At 73.5% G+C, this 17,991-nt stretch carries 16 protein-coding genes; 4 read left to right on the top strand and 12 right to left on the bottom strand.

What is annotated here, in order from left to right; translation table 11 throughout:
- Window positions 1-139 precede the first annotated feature (139 nt).
- Both ABD954_RS33070 and ABD954_RS33065 read right to left on the bottom strand, forming a co-directional pair.
- A complete protein-coding gene (locus ABD954_RS33070) occupies window positions 140-3,262 on the bottom strand; it encodes a DUF4132 domain-containing protein (RefSeq protein ID WP_345491714.1) in 3,123 nt (1,040 codons plus the stop codon).
- Between the two features lie 180 nt (window positions 3,263-3,442).
- Entirely contained in the window at window positions 3,443-3,967 is a 525-nt protein-coding gene (locus ABD954_RS33065) for a DUF6584 family protein (RefSeq protein ID WP_345491712.1), read from the bottom strand.
- Between the two features lie 216 nt (window positions 3,968-4,183).
- Here ABD954_RS33065 and ABD954_RS33060 point away from each other — a divergent pair, with 216 nt between their 5' ends.
- Window positions 4,184-5,218 carry a hypothetical protein gene (locus ABD954_RS33060; protein ID WP_345491711.1) on the top strand — a complete coding sequence of 345 codons (1,035 nt, stop codon included), beginning with the start codon at window positions 4,184-4,186 and terminating at the stop codon, window positions 5,216-5,218.
- 101 nt (window positions 5,219-5,319) lie between these two features.
- On the opposite strand, the gene ABD954_RS33055 is transcribed toward ABD954_RS33060, so the two are convergent.
- From ABD954_RS33055 to ABD954_RS33035, 5 genes are all read right to left on the bottom strand, one after another.
- Window positions 5,320-6,597 (bottom strand): extracellular solute-binding protein, encoded by a 1,278-nt coding sequence (locus ABD954_RS33055; RefSeq protein WP_345491709.1) that lies wholly within the window; start codon window positions 6,595-6,597, stop codon window positions 5,320-5,322.
- A 293-nt stretch (window positions 6,598-6,890) separates the two neighbouring features.
- On the bottom strand, window positions 6,891-7,319 hold the full coding sequence (locus tag ABD954_RS33050; RefSeq protein WP_345491707.1) for an ATP-binding protein: 429 nt from the start codon (window positions 7,317-7,319) through the stop codon (window positions 6,891-6,893).
- 130 nt (window positions 7,320-7,449) lie between these two features.
- The gene (locus tag ABD954_RS33045; protein WP_345491705.1) at window positions 7,450-8,361 is read right to left on the bottom strand and encodes a S1 family peptidase; all 912 of its coding nucleotides are present in this window, start codon (window positions 8,359-8,361) and stop codon (window positions 7,450-7,452) included.
- Between the two features lie 914 nt (window positions 8,362-9,275).
- Window positions 9,276-9,554, bottom strand: a complete 279-nt coding sequence (locus tag ABD954_RS33040) for a hypothetical protein (protein ID WP_345491703.1) — start codon at window positions 9,552-9,554, stop codon at window positions 9,276-9,278.
- Between the two features lie 172 nt (window positions 9,555-9,726).
- The gene (locus tag ABD954_RS33035) at window positions 9,727-10,083 is read right to left on the bottom strand and encodes a hypothetical protein (protein WP_345491701.1); all 357 of its coding nucleotides are present in this window, start codon (window positions 10,081-10,083) and stop codon (window positions 9,727-9,729) included.
- A 490-nt stretch (window positions 10,084-10,573) separates the two neighbouring features.
- Between ABD954_RS33035 and ABD954_RS33030 the strand changes: the two genes are divergently transcribed.
- Complete coding sequence (locus ABD954_RS33030) at window positions 10,574-11,356, top strand: restriction endonuclease (protein ID WP_345491699.1); 783 nt, start codon at window positions 10,574-10,576, stop codon at window positions 11,354-11,356.
- Window positions 11,357-11,392: 36 nt separating this feature from the next.
- Here ABD954_RS33030 and ABD954_RS33025 read toward each other — a convergent pair whose 3' ends face one another.
- The 4 genes from ABD954_RS33025 to ABD954_RS33010 all read right to left on the bottom strand — a co-directional run bounded on the left by ABD954_RS33025 (window position 11,393) and on the right by ABD954_RS33010 (window position 14,746).
- On the bottom strand, window positions 11,393-12,574 hold the full coding sequence (locus ABD954_RS33025) for a spore photoproduct lyase family protein (RefSeq protein ID WP_425584096.1): 1,182 nt from the start codon (window positions 12,572-12,574) through the stop codon (window positions 11,393-11,395).
- Between the two features lie 185 nt (window positions 12,575-12,759).
- The gene (locus ABD954_RS33020) at window positions 12,760-13,287 is read right to left on the bottom strand and encodes an MSMEG_6728 family protein (protein WP_345491697.1); all 528 of its coding nucleotides are present in this window, start codon (window positions 13,285-13,287) and stop codon (window positions 12,760-12,762) included.
- Window positions 13,288-13,318: 31 nt separating this feature from the next.
- Window positions 13,319-13,807: a hypothetical protein gene (locus ABD954_RS33015; protein ID WP_345491695.1), complete on the bottom strand. Its 489-nt coding sequence runs from the start codon at window positions 13,805-13,807 to the stop codon at window positions 13,319-13,321.
- A 318-nt stretch (window positions 13,808-14,125) separates the two neighbouring features.
- Complete coding sequence (locus tag ABD954_RS33010) at window positions 14,126-14,746, bottom strand: class I SAM-dependent methyltransferase (protein ID WP_345492631.1); 621 nt, start codon at window positions 14,744-14,746, stop codon at window positions 14,126-14,128.
- Window positions 14,747-14,997: 251 nt separating this feature from the next.
- Here ABD954_RS33010 and ABD954_RS33005 point away from each other — a divergent pair, with 251 nt between their 5' ends.
- Together ABD954_RS33005 and ABD954_RS33000 are read left to right on the top strand one after the other, a co-directional pair.
- The gene (locus ABD954_RS33005) at window positions 14,998-15,897 is read left to right on the top strand and encodes an NAD-dependent protein deacetylase (protein ID WP_345491693.1); all 900 of its coding nucleotides are present in this window, start codon (window positions 14,998-15,000) and stop codon (window positions 15,895-15,897) included.
- Window positions 15,898-16,064: 167 nt separating this feature from the next.
- Window positions 16,065-16,472, top strand: coding sequence for a hypothetical protein (locus tag ABD954_RS33000; protein ID WP_345491691.1), 408 nt, complete (start codon window positions 16,065-16,067; stop codon window positions 16,470-16,472).
- A gap of 3 nt (window positions 16,473-16,475) precedes the next feature.
- Here the strand turns inward: ABD954_RS33000 and ABD954_RS32995 are convergent, their stop codons facing one another.
- Window positions 16,476-17,873 carry an MFS transporter gene (locus tag ABD954_RS32995; protein ID WP_345491689.1) on the bottom strand — a complete coding sequence of 466 codons (1,398 nt, stop codon included), beginning with the start codon at window positions 17,871-17,873 and terminating at the stop codon, window positions 16,476-16,478.
- Between the last annotated feature and the right edge of the window lie 118 nt (window positions 17,874-17,991).

Below are 17,991 nucleotides of genomic sequence, written 5' to 3'. Positions count from 1 at the left end.
ATCACCCTACGGTCCTCCGCCGCTCGTGTCGGCGCTCTGAAGCACGAAGCCGCGCATGTGGGAAGCATCACGCCGCCGGCTAAGGGGGGCGCCGTCCGGGCGCCGTGCCGGGTCGCGGCACGGCGCCCGGACCCGCGCGTCAGCGGACGTACGGCCGGAGCGTCGACTGCCAGGTCTCGTACCAGAGGACTCCCTGGACGACGCCCAGGGCCGTGGTGCGGCAGGAGTCGTCGGGGATCTCCGGCAGCCAGCGCTCGATCTTGGGGAGGAGGCCGTAGGCGAAGTCCGAGCCGGGGCGGTATTCGAGGTACCGGCTGAAGCGGGCGGGCGGCTCGACGGCGAACATGTTCGCGTGGCGGTCGCGCAGGGTGGCGTCCGTCGACCGGAGCAGTTTGCCGGTGTGCTCGGTGGTGATCTCGCGCAGTCCGCAGGCGGTGTCCGGGGCGGCGTCGTGGCCGAGGGCCGCGCAGCGGGCGCGCAGGGTGTCCGCCAGCAGCGTGGCCGGGTCGATGGTGAGGGCTTCCCGGACGTACGCGTCGAAAGGATGCGGGGTCCCGGTGACGATGAAGGGTTCCACGTGGAGGAGGAGGTCCTGCGCCGCGAACAGGGCGTCGGGGCCGCCTTGTCGGAAGCGCCGGGCGCGCTCGTCGAGGATGCCGGCCATCAGCTCCCGGAAGGGCGCGAGGGCGGCCACCTGCCGGGTGACCTCCGGGAACGGCGTGAGGACGTGCCGGGTGACCGTGTATCCGAGGCTGCCGCGCACCGATCCGGTCAGTTCGGCGCGGATCGGCTCCCGGAACGCGGGGTCGGTCAGTACCGTCTCGACGCCGTCGCCGCCCCGCCGCTGGAGCCATTGGAGGGCGAAGACGCGCCGCTCGGCGCCCGGTTCGCCGAACGGCATGCCGGCCCGCCGCATCAGTGCGTACGACGCGAGGTCGACGCCCATGTTCGAGAAGTCCCCGCCCAGGGAGCGGGTCCGCAGCGCGAGCAGCGGCTCGCGGGTCTCGCCGGCCTCGCGCATCCGCGTCGCGACCTCCGCGACGACCGGTTCCAGGCCCGCGACCGGCTGCCGCATGCCCGCGTACTGCTCCAGGAACAGTGTCAGCCACGCGTTCGCGCGCCGCGCCGTCTCCGGGGAGGCCGGTCCGGGTCCGCCGGTGCACCGCTGGAGGACGCCGACGCGTGCCAGGAAGGCGAGCCAGCCTTCCGCGGTCTTCGTCCTCGCCGCGGCGGAGGAGCCCTGAGGCGGCGGCATGTGGCGGGTCAGGAGGTCCGCGGTGTCGGGGTGCTCGGCCAGGTCCCGCCGCAGGGGAGCCGCCCACGTCTCCCAGAGGGACACGGCGGCCTTCTCGAAGGCCGCCGAGCGCAGCAGCAGATGGAAGATCTCGGTGTTGACGTCGTCGGCGGCGGGCCGGCCGCCGGCGCCCTTCGCCACCTCGACGGCGAAGGAGGCGGGCAGTTCGCGTCGTGGGCCGCGAGGAGCACCGTCCCCGGCGGGGGCGAGCCCGCTCCTCCTGCGGCACCATGGCAGGACGAGCAGACGGTACGCCTCGTGCGCCTCTTCGGGGGAGGTGCGCGCGGCGAGGTCGTCCCGGTAGCGTGCGAGCGCCGTCGCGTCGACGACGCCCAGCTCGCTGAACTCGGCGACCAGGTCGCGCAGGACCCGCTCGTCGATGGTGCCGAGTCGCTTCTCGGCCGACCTGGCCTCGGTGTACAGGGTCCTGGCCATCGCGGTGCTGCCCGCTCCCGCCACGATCCGCGCGCCCTCGTCCAGGGCGTACGGAAGCAGTTCGGGATGCGGTGCCGTCGCCTTCTTCAGGCTCGCCCGGAGCTGGTTGGCGGCGCGGCCGGGCTTCGTCGCCGCGGTCGTGGCGCAGCTGTGCAGCGGAGCGAGCAGCGCCATGGCCTCGTGTACGAGTTCCGGATGGGCCGCGCAGACGCGGGACAGGAAGTCCAGCGGCCGGACCTGGGTGCGGCCCACCGGCGTGGGGTCGCCCGCGTCGGGCTCCAGGCCCACGGTGCGCGCCACCGCGTCCTGTGCCTGGACCGTGCGCCCCGCGAGCAGCCGGACGAAGCGATCGCCGTCGTGGGGAAGGACCGGTGAGGCGTATCGGCGTGCGGTCAGCACTTCCTCGTCGGGGCCGGCCGGCACACCGGGCAGCACCGCGCCGGCGCCGAGGAGCTGCCGCTCGTCGGCGGGCCGGGGCGGCGTGGCGGCCGGCGCCTGCGGTGCGCCCTCGGCGGCGTACCGGGCGCAGGCGACGAGGAAGGACTGGTAGTCGTCGGCCCCGTCGGCAGGGTGGGAGGTCGCGGTGTCCGCCGGGGCGTCCCGCTCGTCGTAGAGGGCGGCCATCGCTCTGATGCCCTCGGACCAGACGGGCAGGGGCACGGCGTCGTACGTGCCGACTCCGTGTCCTTCGGGGCAGTCGGTGAACGAGAAGTTGCGCAGGTCGACCGATGACATGGGGCCCTGGTAGCGCAGGCCGGCCACCATCCGGTACACGCGGCCCAGGTGGCTGAAGCCGAAACCGGCCCGCTCGCCGTCGATGCGTCCGCCGTAGCGGGTCACCACGCGCTCGAAGTGGGCGCCGGAGGAGTAGGTGGTGGTGTGGAAGGCGGTGATCCCGTGCGGGGCACCCCAGGTGCCGGGGGCCGGGGAGCAGTCCGGGCGGGCGTACACCGCGCGGTGCAGCTGTTCGACGCCCTGTTCCGCGCCCAGCCGGTCCAGCAGGTCCCGCCATGCGGCGAGCAGTCCCCTGCCGCGCGGGTCGAGGAGCACCGGGTGCGGGATCACGACGACCTCGTCGTCCAGCTCGTGGGCGCCGTCCAGTCCCGTGACCAGCAGTGCGCCGTCCTCGCCCGGCGCGACACCGGTGAGGATTCCGGCGCGCCGCACGTCGGGCGCTCCCGGCTCGCCGGCCGGCTCGCCGTCTCCTGCGCCGGACGGTGCGATCACCGTGTACCGCAGGGCCTGCCGCCAGCAGGGGTCGGGCCATACGTGCCGTATCAGCGCGGCCGGCAGCGGCAGGGTCGCCGTCATCCAGGACTCGACGGTCTCCACCGCCTGGGCGGCGTGGTCGCCGATCCAGCCGGCGAGCGCGGTCAGTTGGCGCACCAGCGGCTCGTTCTTGAGCGCGGCGGGCAGCTTCTTCAGCTCGCGCCCGGCGGCGGTGCGGCAGCGGAGCACCGGCTTGGGGCCCGTCCAGGGATCGAGCGCCAGCTCGTAGCCGTCGACGGCCTGCCAGGTGATGGTGGGACTCATGGTGCGCTCCCCCGGTCGTGCGTGCTCTCCGCGGCTCGCGCACGCGCCGCGGTCCCCGCGGCTGTTCAGCGGGTGATCACAACCTACTCGCAGCCACTGACAGTGATCGGTCCGCCTTCGGGGACGGTGCCTCCTCCGCGCGTACGGACGGGGCGCCAGGGGCTCCTCAGGGGGCGGCCGTCAGTCGAAGAGGGCGACGACTCCGTTCACCCAGGCCGCGAGGAACGCGAGCACCCCCACCAGGCAGCCGGCGCCCGCCAGCACTCCGCCCAGCGTCCACGGCTCGGAGGGCGCCTCGCCCTGCCGCTCCGGCTCCTCGTAGGCGGCGGGGTCGTCCCAGGCTACGGAACGCCCCAACTCCTGCGCGCGGGCGGTCCGCACCGCGGCCAGCTGTGCCCGCGCGAAGGCGGTGGGCGCCTCGTCCTCCGGGCCGCGCCAGGCGAGGGCCCTCATCCGCTGACCGGGGGACGTGTACCGCGCTTCGAAGGCCGCGGTCTCGTCGGCGTCCCGCTCCTCGTCCAGGTAGGTCCAGCGTCCGGCCTCGGCGGCGTCGTCGTAGAGCCGGTACACCTCGGCCAGACGGCGGCGGATAGTCAGGTCGTGCGGGAAGGACGAGACGAGGCCGCGCAGGCGCTGGCGCGCGAGGGGGACCCGGCCGGCCGCCAGGTCCGCGTCGATGCGTGCGAGGGTCTCGTTCAGGGGCATGGAGGCATGATCGGTCACCGTGCTGTCGGGCGTCGACCCGGTTTCCTCGCGCAGGCGCAGTGCTCTTGGTGTCGGCGGGCGACCGCGGTGCGGGTTTCCGTACGCGGGGCGGCCGTCCCGGAGCCGCCATGAGCGGCGACCGTCCGACCGGCTACAGTCCCCTGGTCCTCAACTCAAGATCACGAGATCAGCCGCCACCACGGGGGTTCGTTCCGCATGCGTCCCAGAAGCAGACTCTCCGCCCGGCTCGGCGGCAGCCTCGCCGCGTCCGCACTGTCGCTGGCTCTCGCCCTGGCCGGGCTCGTGGGCACCGCAGCGCCCGCCCGCGCGCAACTGGCGGAGCCCTTCGACTACCAGGTGACCTCGACCGCGGGACCGTACCGCGACATCCCCGGGACGGAGGTGACGTTCACCGCGGCGGCCGGGGAGCGCTCGTACCTGTGGTCGCGCAACCTGGTCCTGTCGAACGTCACTGCGCTCGCGGACGGCGACTGGCTCGGCACCACCCTCTCCATCCGCTGCGCGTACGCCGGCGGCACCCCGGAGACGGCCCCGCTGCCCGCCGGCGTGGAGGCGGGCGCGTACTGGGCGGCCAACTTCCTGCCGGGCGAGACCTCGCAGTCCCCCGTCGTGCGGTGGGTGTTCATCGCTCCCGAGGAGGGCACGTACACCTGCCGCCTGTCGGTGACCAGCTACTCCAGCATCGTCGCGTCCGGGCGCCAGGTGACCATGCGGATCGGCGCCGGCGCGGAACTCGGCCGGGCCGTCTACCCGTACGCGGCCCGCTGGACGCTGCTGCAGGAGAGCGAGCGGGTGGTGGGTGCGGGCAGCACCGCGACGACCCTCGGGTACACGGTCACGCCGACCGGCGCCGACCGCATCGCCGTCGTGCAGGACGCCAACCTGACCACGTGCAAGGCCAACTCGCCGTACGCCAGCTGCTCGGGCGGCACGACCGCGTACGACGGCAGCCAGGTCCAGACCTGGATCGAGGCGCAGCCGCAGAACCCGGACGGCACCCGGTGCGGCGCCCCGAGGACGAGCACGGTCCAGACCTGGCGCGTCTCCAACTCCCGGCACCACCAGGCGGCGGTCAACACGCTCTACCTCACCACCGCCGACCTGGGCGGCTGTTCCCAGATCCGCGTGTCGCTGAAGGCCAAGCACACCTGGGGCAACCCGGTGCTGATCCACGCGGGCCATGTGCCCGGGCCCCTCGCCCGCACGCACGGGCTGGCCTTCACCTACTGAGCGGGCCGGGAGGTCCGGCGGCCCGGGGTGGTCGGGCCGGGCGCGCCGGGAGGGGCAGGCGGCCCCCGCGGGCCTTCTCCCGGGCCGCCTGCCCCGCTCCCCTACTTCCGTTCCGCCACGTTCCGGGCCTGCTGGGCGATGTTCTCCAGGACGGCTTTCGGGTCGGCGGAGGGAGCGACGGCCTTGCCGATGTTCCGCTTGATGGTGTTGCTGACCTGGAGCCAGGACGGTTCGTTCACCGGGTAGAGCTGGGCGGTGCGCAGGGCGGTCAGGAACTGTTCGACGCTGGGGTCGGCCGCCGCGTCCTGGGAGATCTGGGTCGCGGTGACGGTCGAGGGCAGGAGGTGGTAGCGCTCGGCGAAGTCGCCGAGGTTCTTGTCCTCGTAGAGGAATTCCAGGAAGGCGCCGACCGGTGCGCGGTTGCCGTCGCGCTTGAAGGCCATCATCCAGTCGGCGACCCCCGCCGACAGCGGGGCCTCGTCGTCCTCCAGCCTGTCGGACACCGGCATGCTGAGGGTTCCCACCTTCATGCCCTTCGCCCGGGCCTTGTGGAGGAGCGAGGGGTAACCGTTGACCATGCCGACCTGGCCGCGCAGGAAGGCGTCGAAGGCGTCCTGCCGATTCAGCTGGGCCGGCGGTATCGGGCCGGTCAGGGACGGTGCGACCAGGTTGTCCTTGATCCAGCGGAACGTCTCCGTGTTCCGCTCGGAGGCGATGTCGTAGAGGCCGCTGTCGTCGGTGTATCCGCCGCCGTTGCTCAGTTGCCAGATGAGCGCTTCGGCGTGCGCCTCCTCGGGGCCGAGCGGCAGGGCGTACGGATAGAGCACGCCCTCCCGCTTCAGCTCCTCGGCCGCTTCCTTCAGGTCCGTCCAGGTCTTCGGCGGCCGGGCTCCGGCCTTGTCGAACAGGTCCTTGTTGTAGAAGAGGAGACGGCTGCTGGCCACGAAGGGCAGGCCGTAGAGCGTGTTGTCGACCGATCCCGCTTCACTCAGCGGGGGGAGGAAATTGGCCTCCGCCTTGATGGACAGGAGTTCCCCTGCGGAATACAGGCGGCCCTGTGCGGCGAAATCGGAGTACGCGCCCATCAGCGCCATGTCCGGAGGGTTGTTCTCGCCGACCATGCGGGTGACCTCGCGGTCGACATCGGCCCACGGGTAGAGCGTCACCTCGACCTTGGTACCGGGATGGGCCGCGGTGAAGGCGGTGGTCACCTTGTCCCAGTACGCCTTGGAGCTGGTCGCCGGGCTGTCGCCGTACTCGGCGGCCACCAGACGCAGCGTGGTCGCGTCGTCGTCGGACGAGCCGCAGGCGGTGACGAGGGAGCCCAGGAGAGCGAGTGCGGCCACGGAGGCGGACGCGCCGAAGAGACTTGGTCGCACGGATCTTTTTCCTCTTGGTCTTTACTGGCAGTGCGTCCGGAATTCTCTCCTGGCAGAGCGTGAATTGCGCCATCGGCGGGCAGGTTGTGGGCTTTGCTCCAACGGCGCCGCGGGTGAATGGTGTTTTCCGCTCAAGCGGGGCCGTCTCCCACACGCGTAGAGCCGTCCTCCGTGGGCGGATCCCCGAATCGGCGGGGCGTGGACGTCGGCGAGGAAGGGCGACGGTCCGTCCGACGCGGCCGGCTACGTGCCGTTCGGCGGGGCGTGACTACGGTTCCTCCGGCGGGGCGTGACTACGGTTCTTCCGGCGCGGCGGACGGGGGCGGCGGAAAGCAGACCGTGACGTCCTTGCCGCGGGGGCAGCGGTGGGTCTGCCATGCGTCGGCGAGGGCGTCGATGAGCAGCAGCCCGCGCCCCCCGGTGGCCCCTTCATCGGCTTCGCGGGGTGCGGGCACCTCGGGCGAGTCGTCGTGCACGGTCACGTGCAGGCATTCCTCGTCCCAGGTGAGGATGAGCTGGGCGTCGCTGCGGGCGTGGATGTGGGCGTTGGTGACCAGCTCGGACACGGTGAGCACGACGGAGTCCAGCAGATCCGGTGCGGTCCGGTCCCAGCCGAGCCTCGTGAGGTGTTCGCGCGTCCAGTCCCTGGCCGTCTTCACGCCCCTGCTGACGGGCAGCGAACGGGCCCATCCGACAGCTCTCAGTGCGGGATCCTGCGGCATCGTCTCTCCTTCGGCCGACCGTGCTGCTCGTCTCCGTCTGCCCGGGAAGCCGCCGAAGCAACGTGTACCGCCGAAGACGGTGGAGGGGCGGCGCCGTGACCGGCGCCGCCCCTCGCCGTCGAGGCCGGGATCAGAACACGCTGACGCCGTACGCGCTCAGGGCCTCGGTGACGGGCTGGAAGAACGTGGTGCCCCCGCTGGAGCAGTTGCCGCTGCCGCCGGAGGTGAGTCCGAGCGCCGTCGTGCCGGAGAAGAGGGCGCCGCCGCTGTCGCCCGGCTCGGCGCAGACGTTGGTCTGGATGAGGCCGTAGACCACGTCGCCGTTGCCGTAGTTGACGGTGGCGTTCAGGCCGGTCACCGTGCCGCTGCGCAGGCCCGTGGTGCTGCCGCTGCGCTGGACGGACTGTCCGACGTAGGCGTTGCCGGCACCGGTGATGTCGCGGTAGCTGCCGTTGTAGAGGTAGACGCGCCCGTCGGCGGCGGAGGCGTTGGAGTGGCGGATGATGCCGTAGTCGTTCGTGGGGAAGCTGGACCCGGTACGGGTGCCGAGCACCGTGGTGTTGGCGGAGTTGGTGTACCAGGTGCTGGCGATGTTCGTGCAGTGCCCGGCGGTGAGGGCGTAGTACGTGCTGCCGCTGCGGACGTTGAACCCGAGCGAGCAGCGGCCGCCGCCGGTGTAGATGGCCTGGCCGCCGGCGATGAGCTTGTTGATCCGGCCCTGGGTCCGCTCGATCTTCAGGCTCTTGGCGTGGGCGCCCGCGGAGCGCCGCAGGGTCGCGACCTCGGCCTCGGAGACGGTCGAGTCGACGGTGACGACGACCTTGCCGGTGGCCGGGTCGGTGTACCAGGCGGAGCCGGGGACGTCGGCGGCGAGGACGGCCTCGCTGGCGGCGGAGAGCTCGGAGGCGGTGGCACGGAAGGTGTCGGCCGGCTGCGCCGAGGAGGTGGGGGCGGCGAGCACCGAGGCGGCGACGAGGGCACCGACGACGGCGCCGAGGCGGCCGGCGCGGAAGGGCTTGCCGGTGCGGAACGCTTGCTTCACTGCATTCTCCAGTGGGGGTGGGGGAGGCCGCTGGGTGGGCGGCCTTGGCTGTGAAGTGCTGGGGCACACGGCGAGGTAACGCCATGCACCTGTCAATCGCGATCGAGAGGAATCCTCGGCTCCGTGAGCACGCTCCCACAAGGTGTCCTTTCGGCCGCTCGTCGCGCCTCTCCTCGCACCGCGCCCGGGACGGTGCGCCTCGCCGTGACCGCCACCGGAAGGCCGCCCCGACTGAAAGCACGTCAGAAAATCACTGGAAGTGATTGCGATCGGAATCCCTCCGGCCGTTGCGTCCCGGCGCGCACGACACCGTACGGATCGGGCCGCACGCCCGTGAGGGCACGCGGCAGGGAGGGACGAAAAGCGGAAGGCGCTGTTCCAGGCGCTCTTGACTCCACGGTGCGGCCCGGTCTCCGAAGTCGACGGAGGGGCCGGAGGGGGCCGGTGTGCCCGGCCCGTGACGCTCGATGCTCACGCAACGGGAAGGGCTTTCCTCCCCACGCGACACGTGCGCCCCTCCGCCGTTTCCCCCGCCACACGGTGAACGGCCGCGGGCCGGCCAAAGATGAGCGACCGCGTTCGCTCGCGACCGGCTCCCGTACGGTAATCGCCGAAATTCGGCATTCGGCGGGGTCCGCCACTGGCTGAATCGGATCGGCGGCGCTGCGGGAGCGGGAGGGAGGGCCCGGTCGGCACCGGTGGCGCGCCGAACCGGCCGTCCCTCCGCTCCCCGGCGTCTCAGCTCACTTCGGTAGCTCCAGGTCTCTTCGGTACCTTCAGGCTAATTCGGGTCCGTCAGACCGATTCGGGTCCGTCAGACTGATTCAGGTCCGTCAGACCGATTCAGGTCCGTCGGACCGATTCAGTTCCCTTCGGCCGATTCGGGTCCGTCGAGCCGATGCCCTTCCTTCAGCTCACGTGCGTTCCTTCAGCTCCTTCAGCAGCGCGGTGTACGCGACCGTGATCCCGGCCGCTTCCTCGGGGTCGGCGGTCGCCAGCTGGGCGCGGTCGGACAGCGCGGCCTCGTGGCCCGCCTTCCACTCGGCGATCCGCGCCGGGTCCGGGGCGGAGCTGTCGCGCTCCGCGGCCAGCCGTTCCTCGTACCACCGCACCACCGCCGCGACGGCCTCCTCAGCGGCGCGTTCCGCGCCGCTCTCCACACCCGACAGGCCGGGAATCTCGGCATCGGTCATCACGGGCCACCTCCTTCTCGTCATCGACCACGGACAGGCTTCCGGCATCCTTCGCTGCCTCCCGGATGCCCCGACGCCGGAGAGGTACCCCGCGCCGCGCACCCGCGAGGGCCCGGCGGCCCGGCCGCCGGGAATTCAACCCGTACGGCCGCCCTCACCGGACCGGGCGGAGCTACTCCTCCGCCTCGCCGATCCGCAGCAGCAGGGTGTCCCCGGAGCGCTCGCCCTCGCCGTCCTCGACGGTGTACGTGACCGGGACGACCTGGTCCAGGTGGGGGCTCACGAACGCGGGCGGGACCTCGAACTCCACGTGCTCCGCGGGGCGTCCGACCGATACGGCGTCCGTGTAGCCGACCGGCCGGCCCCGCCCGCCGGCCCAGAGCAGGGTGTACGTCTGCCCGGTCGTGACGCCGCCTTCCGGCGAGACGCGCACCGTGACCGAGCCGCCCAGCTGCGCGTCGGGCAGGTGCCCGTCCGGGGCCTGGACGACGTGGGGAGCCGGGAGCCGCATCCCGTCGGTCGTCCGCACCGACCGCGTCTCCCGCGCCGGCAACGTCTCCCGCGTCGACCGCGTCTTCTGCGCCGACCGTGTCTTCTGCGTCTGCGTCGTCTGGACCTGCCGAGTCGTCCGCACGGAGCCTCCCGGATTCTGGCGAGGAGCCGGCCCCCTCTGCCCGTCGAGCCCGGCCACCGCGACTCGGGGGTTGTCGCGGTGGCCGGGCTCGACGGTCGCATGCCCCGTGCCGGCGCATGCACACCGGACCGACGAGGTGGGGAGCTCCGCGCAGATCAGGTGGCCGCCCGCCCCTCCTCGCGGGTCCCCGGGACTCGGGCCGACCGCCTCCGCGTGGGAGCAGCGAGGTGGTGCTCCGCGGCCGACTGGGCGTGCCTCGCGGGCAGTTGGGTGTGCGCGTCCGGGCCGCAGGCCCCGGGCGCAGAGCCGGGTCCGGCCGAACGGCCCGAGTTTCAGGACCGTGTTCGCGGCTAGGCGGGAGGTCGGACACGAGGGAGGGGTGCGGATGACAGCCGTCGGCGGCGAGGGCGGAGGAGCCGGGCGGGAGGGCCGGGTGCGGGTCGGTCGGGATCTGGTGCTCGTGGTCGGACTCGCCGGGGCGGTCGTCGGCGGGGTGGCGCTGCTGCTCAAGACCGCCCAAGCGACCGGGGCCCGGGCGCCGGTGATGCCCGTCCTGCTTCTCGTCGTCCTCGGACTGGGAGTCCTGATGGCCCGCTGGAGCATCGCGCCCACCCGTCGCCGGTTGCGCCCGCGCGCCGGTGCCGTGCGCCGGAGGCGCAATCCGGCTCCGGCCGCCGAGGCGCCGTCCGTCGACGGGGAGGCGCTGGACCACACGGCCGTCGACCCCGAGGGGTTCGAGCACAGCGTCGCGGCGCTGTGCGCCCGGGACGGCTGCACGGTGGTGGAGGTGGTGGGCGGCGCGGGCGATCTCGGTGCCGACGTGGTGGCGACCACCGCCGACGGTCGCCGGGTCGTGCTCCAGTGCAAGCAGTACACGGGTGACCACCGCGTCGGTTCGCCGGACCTCCAGCGCTTCGGCGGCACGTGCTTCACGGTGCACGAGGCGGATGTGGCCGTTCTGGTGACGACCGGATCCTTCACCGAGCCGGCCCTCGAATACGCCGCCGCCTGCGGCATCCTCTGCGTCGACGGTGCCGCGCTCGCCGCATGGACGGAAGCGGGGGCTCCCGCGCCGTGGGACGCCCCCGGAAGCGGCCCGGCGCCCGAGCTGGGCCCGGCCGAGGCCGCCCTGCCCGAGGCCCAGGCCCCTGCCCGGGCCGGCGAATGACGCCGGGCCACGGGGAGCCGCGGGCGGCCAGGAGGGTCAGAAGGCGTAGCGCACCCGCAGCCAGGGCGTACGGGCCTCGATCATGCGGGACAGCGCGTCCACGGCCTCGCGCTTGACGGTGTTGCGGTAGCGCACGTTCAGGGCGCCGTTCTCCGACCGTTTGGGCTGCTGGAGGTCCGGCTGCCACAGGACGTCCTCGGCGCGGGGGTGCCAGCCCAGGTTGACGCCGTGCAGGTCCTCGTTGTGGGTGAGCATGATGATCTCCGCCGCCGCCTGCTCCTTCACCCGGCGCGGGAGGACGTCGTCCAACAGGTGCAGCAGCTCGTCCCAGCCCTCGCGCCACCCCGGGCGGATCACCACCGGTGAGAGGTTGAAGTGCACCTCGTATCCGGCGTCCAGGAAGTCGGCGGCGGCCGCGACGCGGGCGGGCACGGGGCTGGTGCGGATGTCGAGGAGACGGGAGTCGTCCGGCGGCATGAGGGAGAAACGGATCCGGGTGCGGCCCTGCGGATCGAGCCGCAGCAGATCGGGGTTGACCAGTTTCGTCGCGAAGGACGCCTTGGCCGTGGGCCAGCGGCGGAAGGCCCGTACGAGATCGGCGGTGTTGTCGCTGATCAGGTCGTCCACCGAGCAGTCGCCGTTCTCGCCGATGTCGTAGACCCAGGCGTGCTCGTCGCACTGGTTGGGGTCCTTCTTGGGACCCGCGGCGGCGATGTGCCGGCCGAGGGCGCCGAGGACGCGGTCGACGTTGGTGAAGACGGTGATGGGGTTGGCGAACCCCTTGCGGCGCGGGACGTAGCAGTACGCGCAGGCCATGGCGCATCCGTTGGAGAGACCGGGGGCGATCCAGTCGGCGGAGCGGCCGTTGGGACGGACGGTGAGGGAGGTGCGTTCGCCCAGGACCAGGGTCTCGCTCTTGATCCTGACCCAGCGTTCGACGTTCCCCTCGTTGCCGTGCAGGTGCGGGATGCGCCAGTGGGAGTCCGTCTCGACGAGCCGGGCGTCGGGGAAGCGGGCGAGGATCTGGCGGCCCCGCCACGACGCGGCGGCGCCCGGTTCCGCGTGGATCTCCGTGACCCGCAGCAGCCTGCGCGCCTCCGGTCCGTCCCGGAACGGCCGCGCTTCGCCCGGCTCGGCGGGCATGGCGGCGGCCACGAGGTCGGCCATGCCGAAGAGGCCCTCCGGTTCCCCGGCCGGCTCCTGGGGACGCCGTCCCATGTCCACTCCGCTCCCCTTCGCCGCCGCTCCGTGCCCGTCGCCGGTTCCTGACGGTCGGCCCGTGGCCCGTGGCCCGTGCCTGCCTGTTCCTGTGCCCGCACCCGTGCCTGTGGCCGCGGCCAGTGCCCGTGGCCGGGTCCCGCCCGTCACCGACAGCTTTGTCCCAGTCTACGAAGGTCGGGTCCTCATCCCGCCGGGCCGTTGCCCGGGCCGTCGCCCGGACCGCTGCTCGGGCCGCTGCTCGGGGCACCGCCCCGGTCGGACGCCGGCCACACGTAGGGGAGGTCGTCGGGCACGTCGGGGAAGACGGGCCGGTAGTAGTCCGGGTCCTTGCGCACCAGCGCGGACCGGTGGCTGCGGTGGAAGGCGGGGTCGCCGAGCCAGGGAGGCAGCTCGCCCGCCGCAGCGAGGCCGCTCTGGAGGCGGACCTCGCCCGAGGGCCGCCAGGCGCGGTAGTCGTGCAGCAAGGTGACGGAACAGGTGTCGGCGCGGCCCTCGGCGGTCCACACGGCGCAGACGTCCAGCCCGTAGCGCACCAGGGCCTCCTCGTAGCCGGCCCACATCCGCACCGCGGGGTGCCGGCGCCACCCGTACGTCGGCACCGTCAGGCCCCGGAACACCTGAAGCGCCTCGACGCGCTGCTTGCCGAGCCGCCTGGGGTCCAGGACGGCCGCCGACTCGGAGAAGGTCATGTACGGGAGAAACGTCTGCATGAGCGCCGAGCCCCCACGGTGTTTTGTCCGCTCACCGGATGTCGCCGGGGCGGGAGAGGTGGTCGGGATGCCCGTGAGTGCGCCGCTCCTCCTTGAGCCGGGCCTCGTACAGGTGGTCCTTCCCGTCGGCGAGGTGGTCGGTCGCCTGGCGCGAGAGGGACTTGAACGGCTCGTAGTAGGTCCGGTCGTAGGACTCGACGATCTGGAACGTCCAGTGGCCGGGGATGACGTTGCGCCCCACGATCTCCGTCTGCACGCGGTCCGCCCAGTCGTCGTGCCCGGCCTCCCTCAGGAGGCGTACGGCGCGGTCCAGCTCGAAGTCCGCCGTGCCCGTCAGCTGGTGGAAGCCGTAGAGGGCGCCGCGTGCCCGCTCGACGGTCTCCAGGGCCTTGGACAGGGAGCCGAGCGCCTCGACGGTGGCGTCGCTGACGCCCGGGGGGCAGCGGTGGGCGGCGTCCGGGCCGCCCGGCCGGCGGGCGACACCGTCGGGCCCGGACCCGTCACTGACCGCGTGGGACATCTTTCCTCCAGGGGCTCGGGCAGACGGACCGCTCTTCGACCACCGCTCTTGCACCACCGCTCTTGCACCACCGCTCTTGCACCACCGCCGTGCGACCGCCTTCCTCCCACGGCGGCCTCCGCCGGCGCTCTCCCCTCCTTTCTGCCATCCGGCCGCTCGGCACGCACCCGGAGGGCCGGCCGGGGCGGGCGCGGAGGTCACCCCTTCGGGTGCCGGACGGGACGAGCGACCGGACGAGCGGACCGTACGGGCGGACCGGAGCAGGCCGGACGAACAGGCCGGACGGGCGGGCCGGCGCGGGGGGCCGGCGCGGCGGGCTCAGCGCAGGCGGCGGAGGCGCAGCACGAGGTCGTCGGTGTGGTGGGCGCCGGCTCCGCCGCCCGGTGCCACGCGGGGCCGCTGTTCGTCGGCCTCCACTTCCCAGTCGTCGTCCAGGAGCGCGGTGACCGTGGCGGGCCAGACGTAGTCGGCCGGGTCGAAGCCGCTGTCGTGGCGCTGGTGGGTGTCCATGCCCGCGTGGTGCACGAGGAGCAGGACACCGCCGGGTGCGACGGCGTCGAGGAGTGCTCGCTCGGCCGCGGCGTCGGGGGTGCGCAGCAGGGCCGGGTACTGGGCGGACACCAGGTCGAAGGAGGCGGGCGGGAGCGGCGCGTCGGTCAGCGCGGCGTGGATCCAGCGGACGGTGACGCCGGCGTCGCGGGCGTGCCCGGCCGCCCGTTCCAGCGCCACGCCGGAGACGTCGAGGGCGGTGACGTCCCAGCCGCCGCGGGCGAGCCAGATGGCGTCCGCGCCCTCGCCGCAGCCGACGTCGAGCACCCGTCCGGGCGTGAGGCCGGCCGCCCCGGCGGCTCCGGTCACCTCCGCCACGAGCGCGCCGTTGGGACGGCCGCTCCACAGCTGCGGGCGGTCGGCGTAACGGCTGTCCCACTCGGCCCGCACCGCGGGATCACCCGCGTATCCCGCCGCGTGTCCGTCCGTCGGTACGGAGGTGCCGGCCCCGGGCCCGTCTGAAGCGTGTCTGTCGTTCACCGCCCCACTGTCCGCCGCGCCCGGCCCGCCCCGCCAGGCGTCTTGCCGAACCGGCAAACGGGCGCGCCCCCGGCGCCGCCCCGGCACGACGGAGCGGCCACGGAGCGGCCACGCATGACGACCACAGGCGGCCCGCGGGCCGGGTTCCGTACCCTGGCGGCATGCGCATGCGCCCCACTCTGCACTGGACGCCTCCCGAGGACCTGCCGCCGGGCACCACGGACCTCGGGCCGGTCGCCGACGCGCTCGGCGGCGGCGGTGTGCTGGTCCTCAGCGGGGCGGGGATCTCGACGGAGTCGGGCATCCCCGATTACCGGGGCGACGGCGGCAGTCTCAGCCGGCACACCCCGATGACGTACCAGGACTTCACCGGAAGCCCGCAGGCCCGGCGCCGGTACTGGGCCCGCAGCCACCTCGGCTGGCGGACCTTCGGCCGCGCCCGGCCCAACGCCGGGCACCGGGCCGTGGCGGCGTTCGAGCGCCACGGTCTGCTCACGGGTGTGATCACGCAGAACGTCGACGGTCTGCACCAGGCCGCGGGCAGCGCGAACGTCGTGGAGCTGCACGGCAGCCTGGGCCGGGTCGTGTGTCTGTCCTGCGGTGCCTTCTCCGCGCGTCGCGAGCTCGCCCAGCGGCTGGAGGAGGCGAATCCGGGCTTCCGGCCGGTGTCCGCCGCGCTCAACCCGGACGGCGACGCCGACCTCACCGACGAACAGGTCGGGGACTTCCACGTGGTGCCCTGCCTGGTCTGCGGCGGCGTCCTCAAGCCGGACGTGGTCTTCTTCGGCGAGGCCGTTCCGCCGCCGCGGGTGGAGCGGTGCCGCGAGCTGATCGACGCAGCGGCCTCGCTGCTGGTCCTCGGATCCTCGCTGACCGTGATGTCGGGGCTGCGGTTCGTCCGCCAGGCGGCCCAGGCCGGCACACCGGTCCTCATCGTCAACCGCGACGCGACCCGGGGCGACCGTCACGCCCTCACCCGGGTCGCCCTCCCTCTCGGTTCGGCCCTCACCGCCGTGGCCGACCGGCTGGGCATCCCGCTCGACGGGCCCTGCGCGACCTGACCGGGCTGTCCCGTCCTCTCGCGTCGCGGGGCGCACCCGCCCCCTCTGGGTGATCCGCGTCACATGCCGTCACAAGCGGCCGCGTCCCGGTGTCCTGTGACCGAGCCGCTCCGAGACGACTCGGGGCGGACGCCGAAGGCGATGAAGACGACGAAGGAGAGCACACCATGAGCCGGACGACGACGAGCAGCCCGCGCACCGCCTCGTTCCTGAAGGTCACCCTCGCGCTGCAGACCCTCTGCCTCTTCTTCCAGGCGTCCACCGCCGGAGCGCTGCTGACCTCGTCCCGCGGTTACCTCCTCCACGACATCGGCTCGTGGGTCATGTACTCCGCCGCCCTGCTGTATCTGCTGGCCACGGTCCTGGCGTGGCGTCCGGGCGGCGGATCCGTCCGGCCCGTGCTGTACGCCGTCGGCTTCCTCGCCCTCGCCTCGGCCCAGGTCGCGCTGGGCGTGGCCCATGTGGCCTCGCTCCATGTCCCGCTGGGCGTGGTGCTGTTCACGCTCAGCACCCTGGCTCTGGTCCGGGCGCTCGCCCCGCACGTACGGCCCCGGCGTTCGGCCGCCGGCGCGTAGTCGTCAGCTCGCCGCCCGCGCCGGGAGGCCGACGGCGGCAGGGGGCACCGGCGCGCGGCGGGGAAGCAGCAGCGGGGTCGCCAGGAGCAGGACGCCGGCGAGGCCGATGGCGGTGTGCGGGCCGAGCAGGCCGCCCAGCAGACCCCAGGTGGCGGTCAGCAGCGCGGTCGCGGCCTTGGCCGTCACCGCCCAGGCCGTCAGGGTGCGGGCGACCCGGTCGGGTGGAGTGTGCCGGAGGCGGAACGTGGCGTGGACGGGGTTGAACACCCCGCAGCAGAAGACGAGCCCCCACTCGACTCCGATCACCAGGAGCAGCCCGCCGGTGCCGGGGCCGAGGAAGACCAGGCCGAGGGGCCAGACCGCGCGCAGTGCCCCGGCCACGACGAGGACCCGGTGCTGCCCGAACCGGGTGACGAGCGGCCGTGCCAGCCGCGCGCCGAGCAGTCCGCCGATCGCCGGTACGGCGAAGGCGAGGCCGTACTCCCACGGTGCGAACCCGAGGCGGCCCAGCATCAGGACGGCCAGGAGCGGCTGGGTCGCCATCACCAGGGCGTTGAAGACGGTGGTGTTGAGGAACAGCGGACGCAGGGTCGTGTCGGCGAGGAGGTGGCGCCAGCCCTCGGTCAGGTCCCCGGCGCGCATGCGCGGCCGTCCGCGGCGAGCGGCCTTTCGGCAGACCGTCCCCCGGCGCCCGGCCCCCCGGCGCTCCGCCTCGTGGCGGACAGGGCACTCGGCACACACCGAGCGCTCGGGGCACTCGGCGCACTCGGGGCGCTCGGGACACTCGGGGCGCTGAGGGGTCTCAGGCCACTCGGGGCGGTGCCGGCGTCGGCCCATCGCCCGGATCCCGAGTGCGGAGAGGAGACAGCTGACGGCGTCGGCAAGGACCGTCGCCACCGGACCGAGGAGCCCGATCGCCGCGCCCCCCGCCGGGGGGCCGACGATCGTCATGGCCCAGGACGTCGCCTCGAACCGCGCGTGGGCGACGAGCAGGTCCTCGGGCGGGAGCAGCGTCTTCAGGTACGCGCCGGAGGCGGCACGGAAGGTGATGTCCGCCGCGGCGACCACGATGGACACCAGCAGGAGCTGGAGGAAGCCGAGCACGCCGAGCGCGAACGCGGCCGGGACGCTCAGCAGGGCCGCGCACCGCGCCAGGTCCGTCGCGATCATCACCGGCCGCTTGCGGCGGAACTCGGTCCACGGACCGAGCGGCACGGCGACGGCGGCACCCACGGCAGCCCCGGCGGCCGAGAGCGCGGCGACCTCGGCCGGACCGGCGTGCAGCACCTGGACGGCGATCAGCGGGAACGCGCCGAAGGCGAGCCAGGTGCCCAGCGCACTGGTGCCGTACGCCGCCCAGAGCCACCCGAACCGCCGCCCCAGGCTGTGCCCGCCGCCCATGCCCACACCCCTCCCGCACAACCGATCCGCGACGGGAAGCATCAAAGCGAGCGCGACGCCCGGAGATCAAACAACCATGAGGTCCCCATGCCACAACCCTCAGTTGTGCCGCTAGTTG

The organism is Streptomyces roseoviridis, from assembly GCF_039535235.1.
Taxonomy (GTDB): domain Bacteria; phylum Actinomycetota; class Actinomycetes; order Streptomycetales; family Streptomycetaceae; genus Streptomyces; species Streptomyces roseoviridis.
Note: the sequence above shows the minus strand (reverse complement) of the source record. Positions and strands in the feature narration are given on the sequence as shown.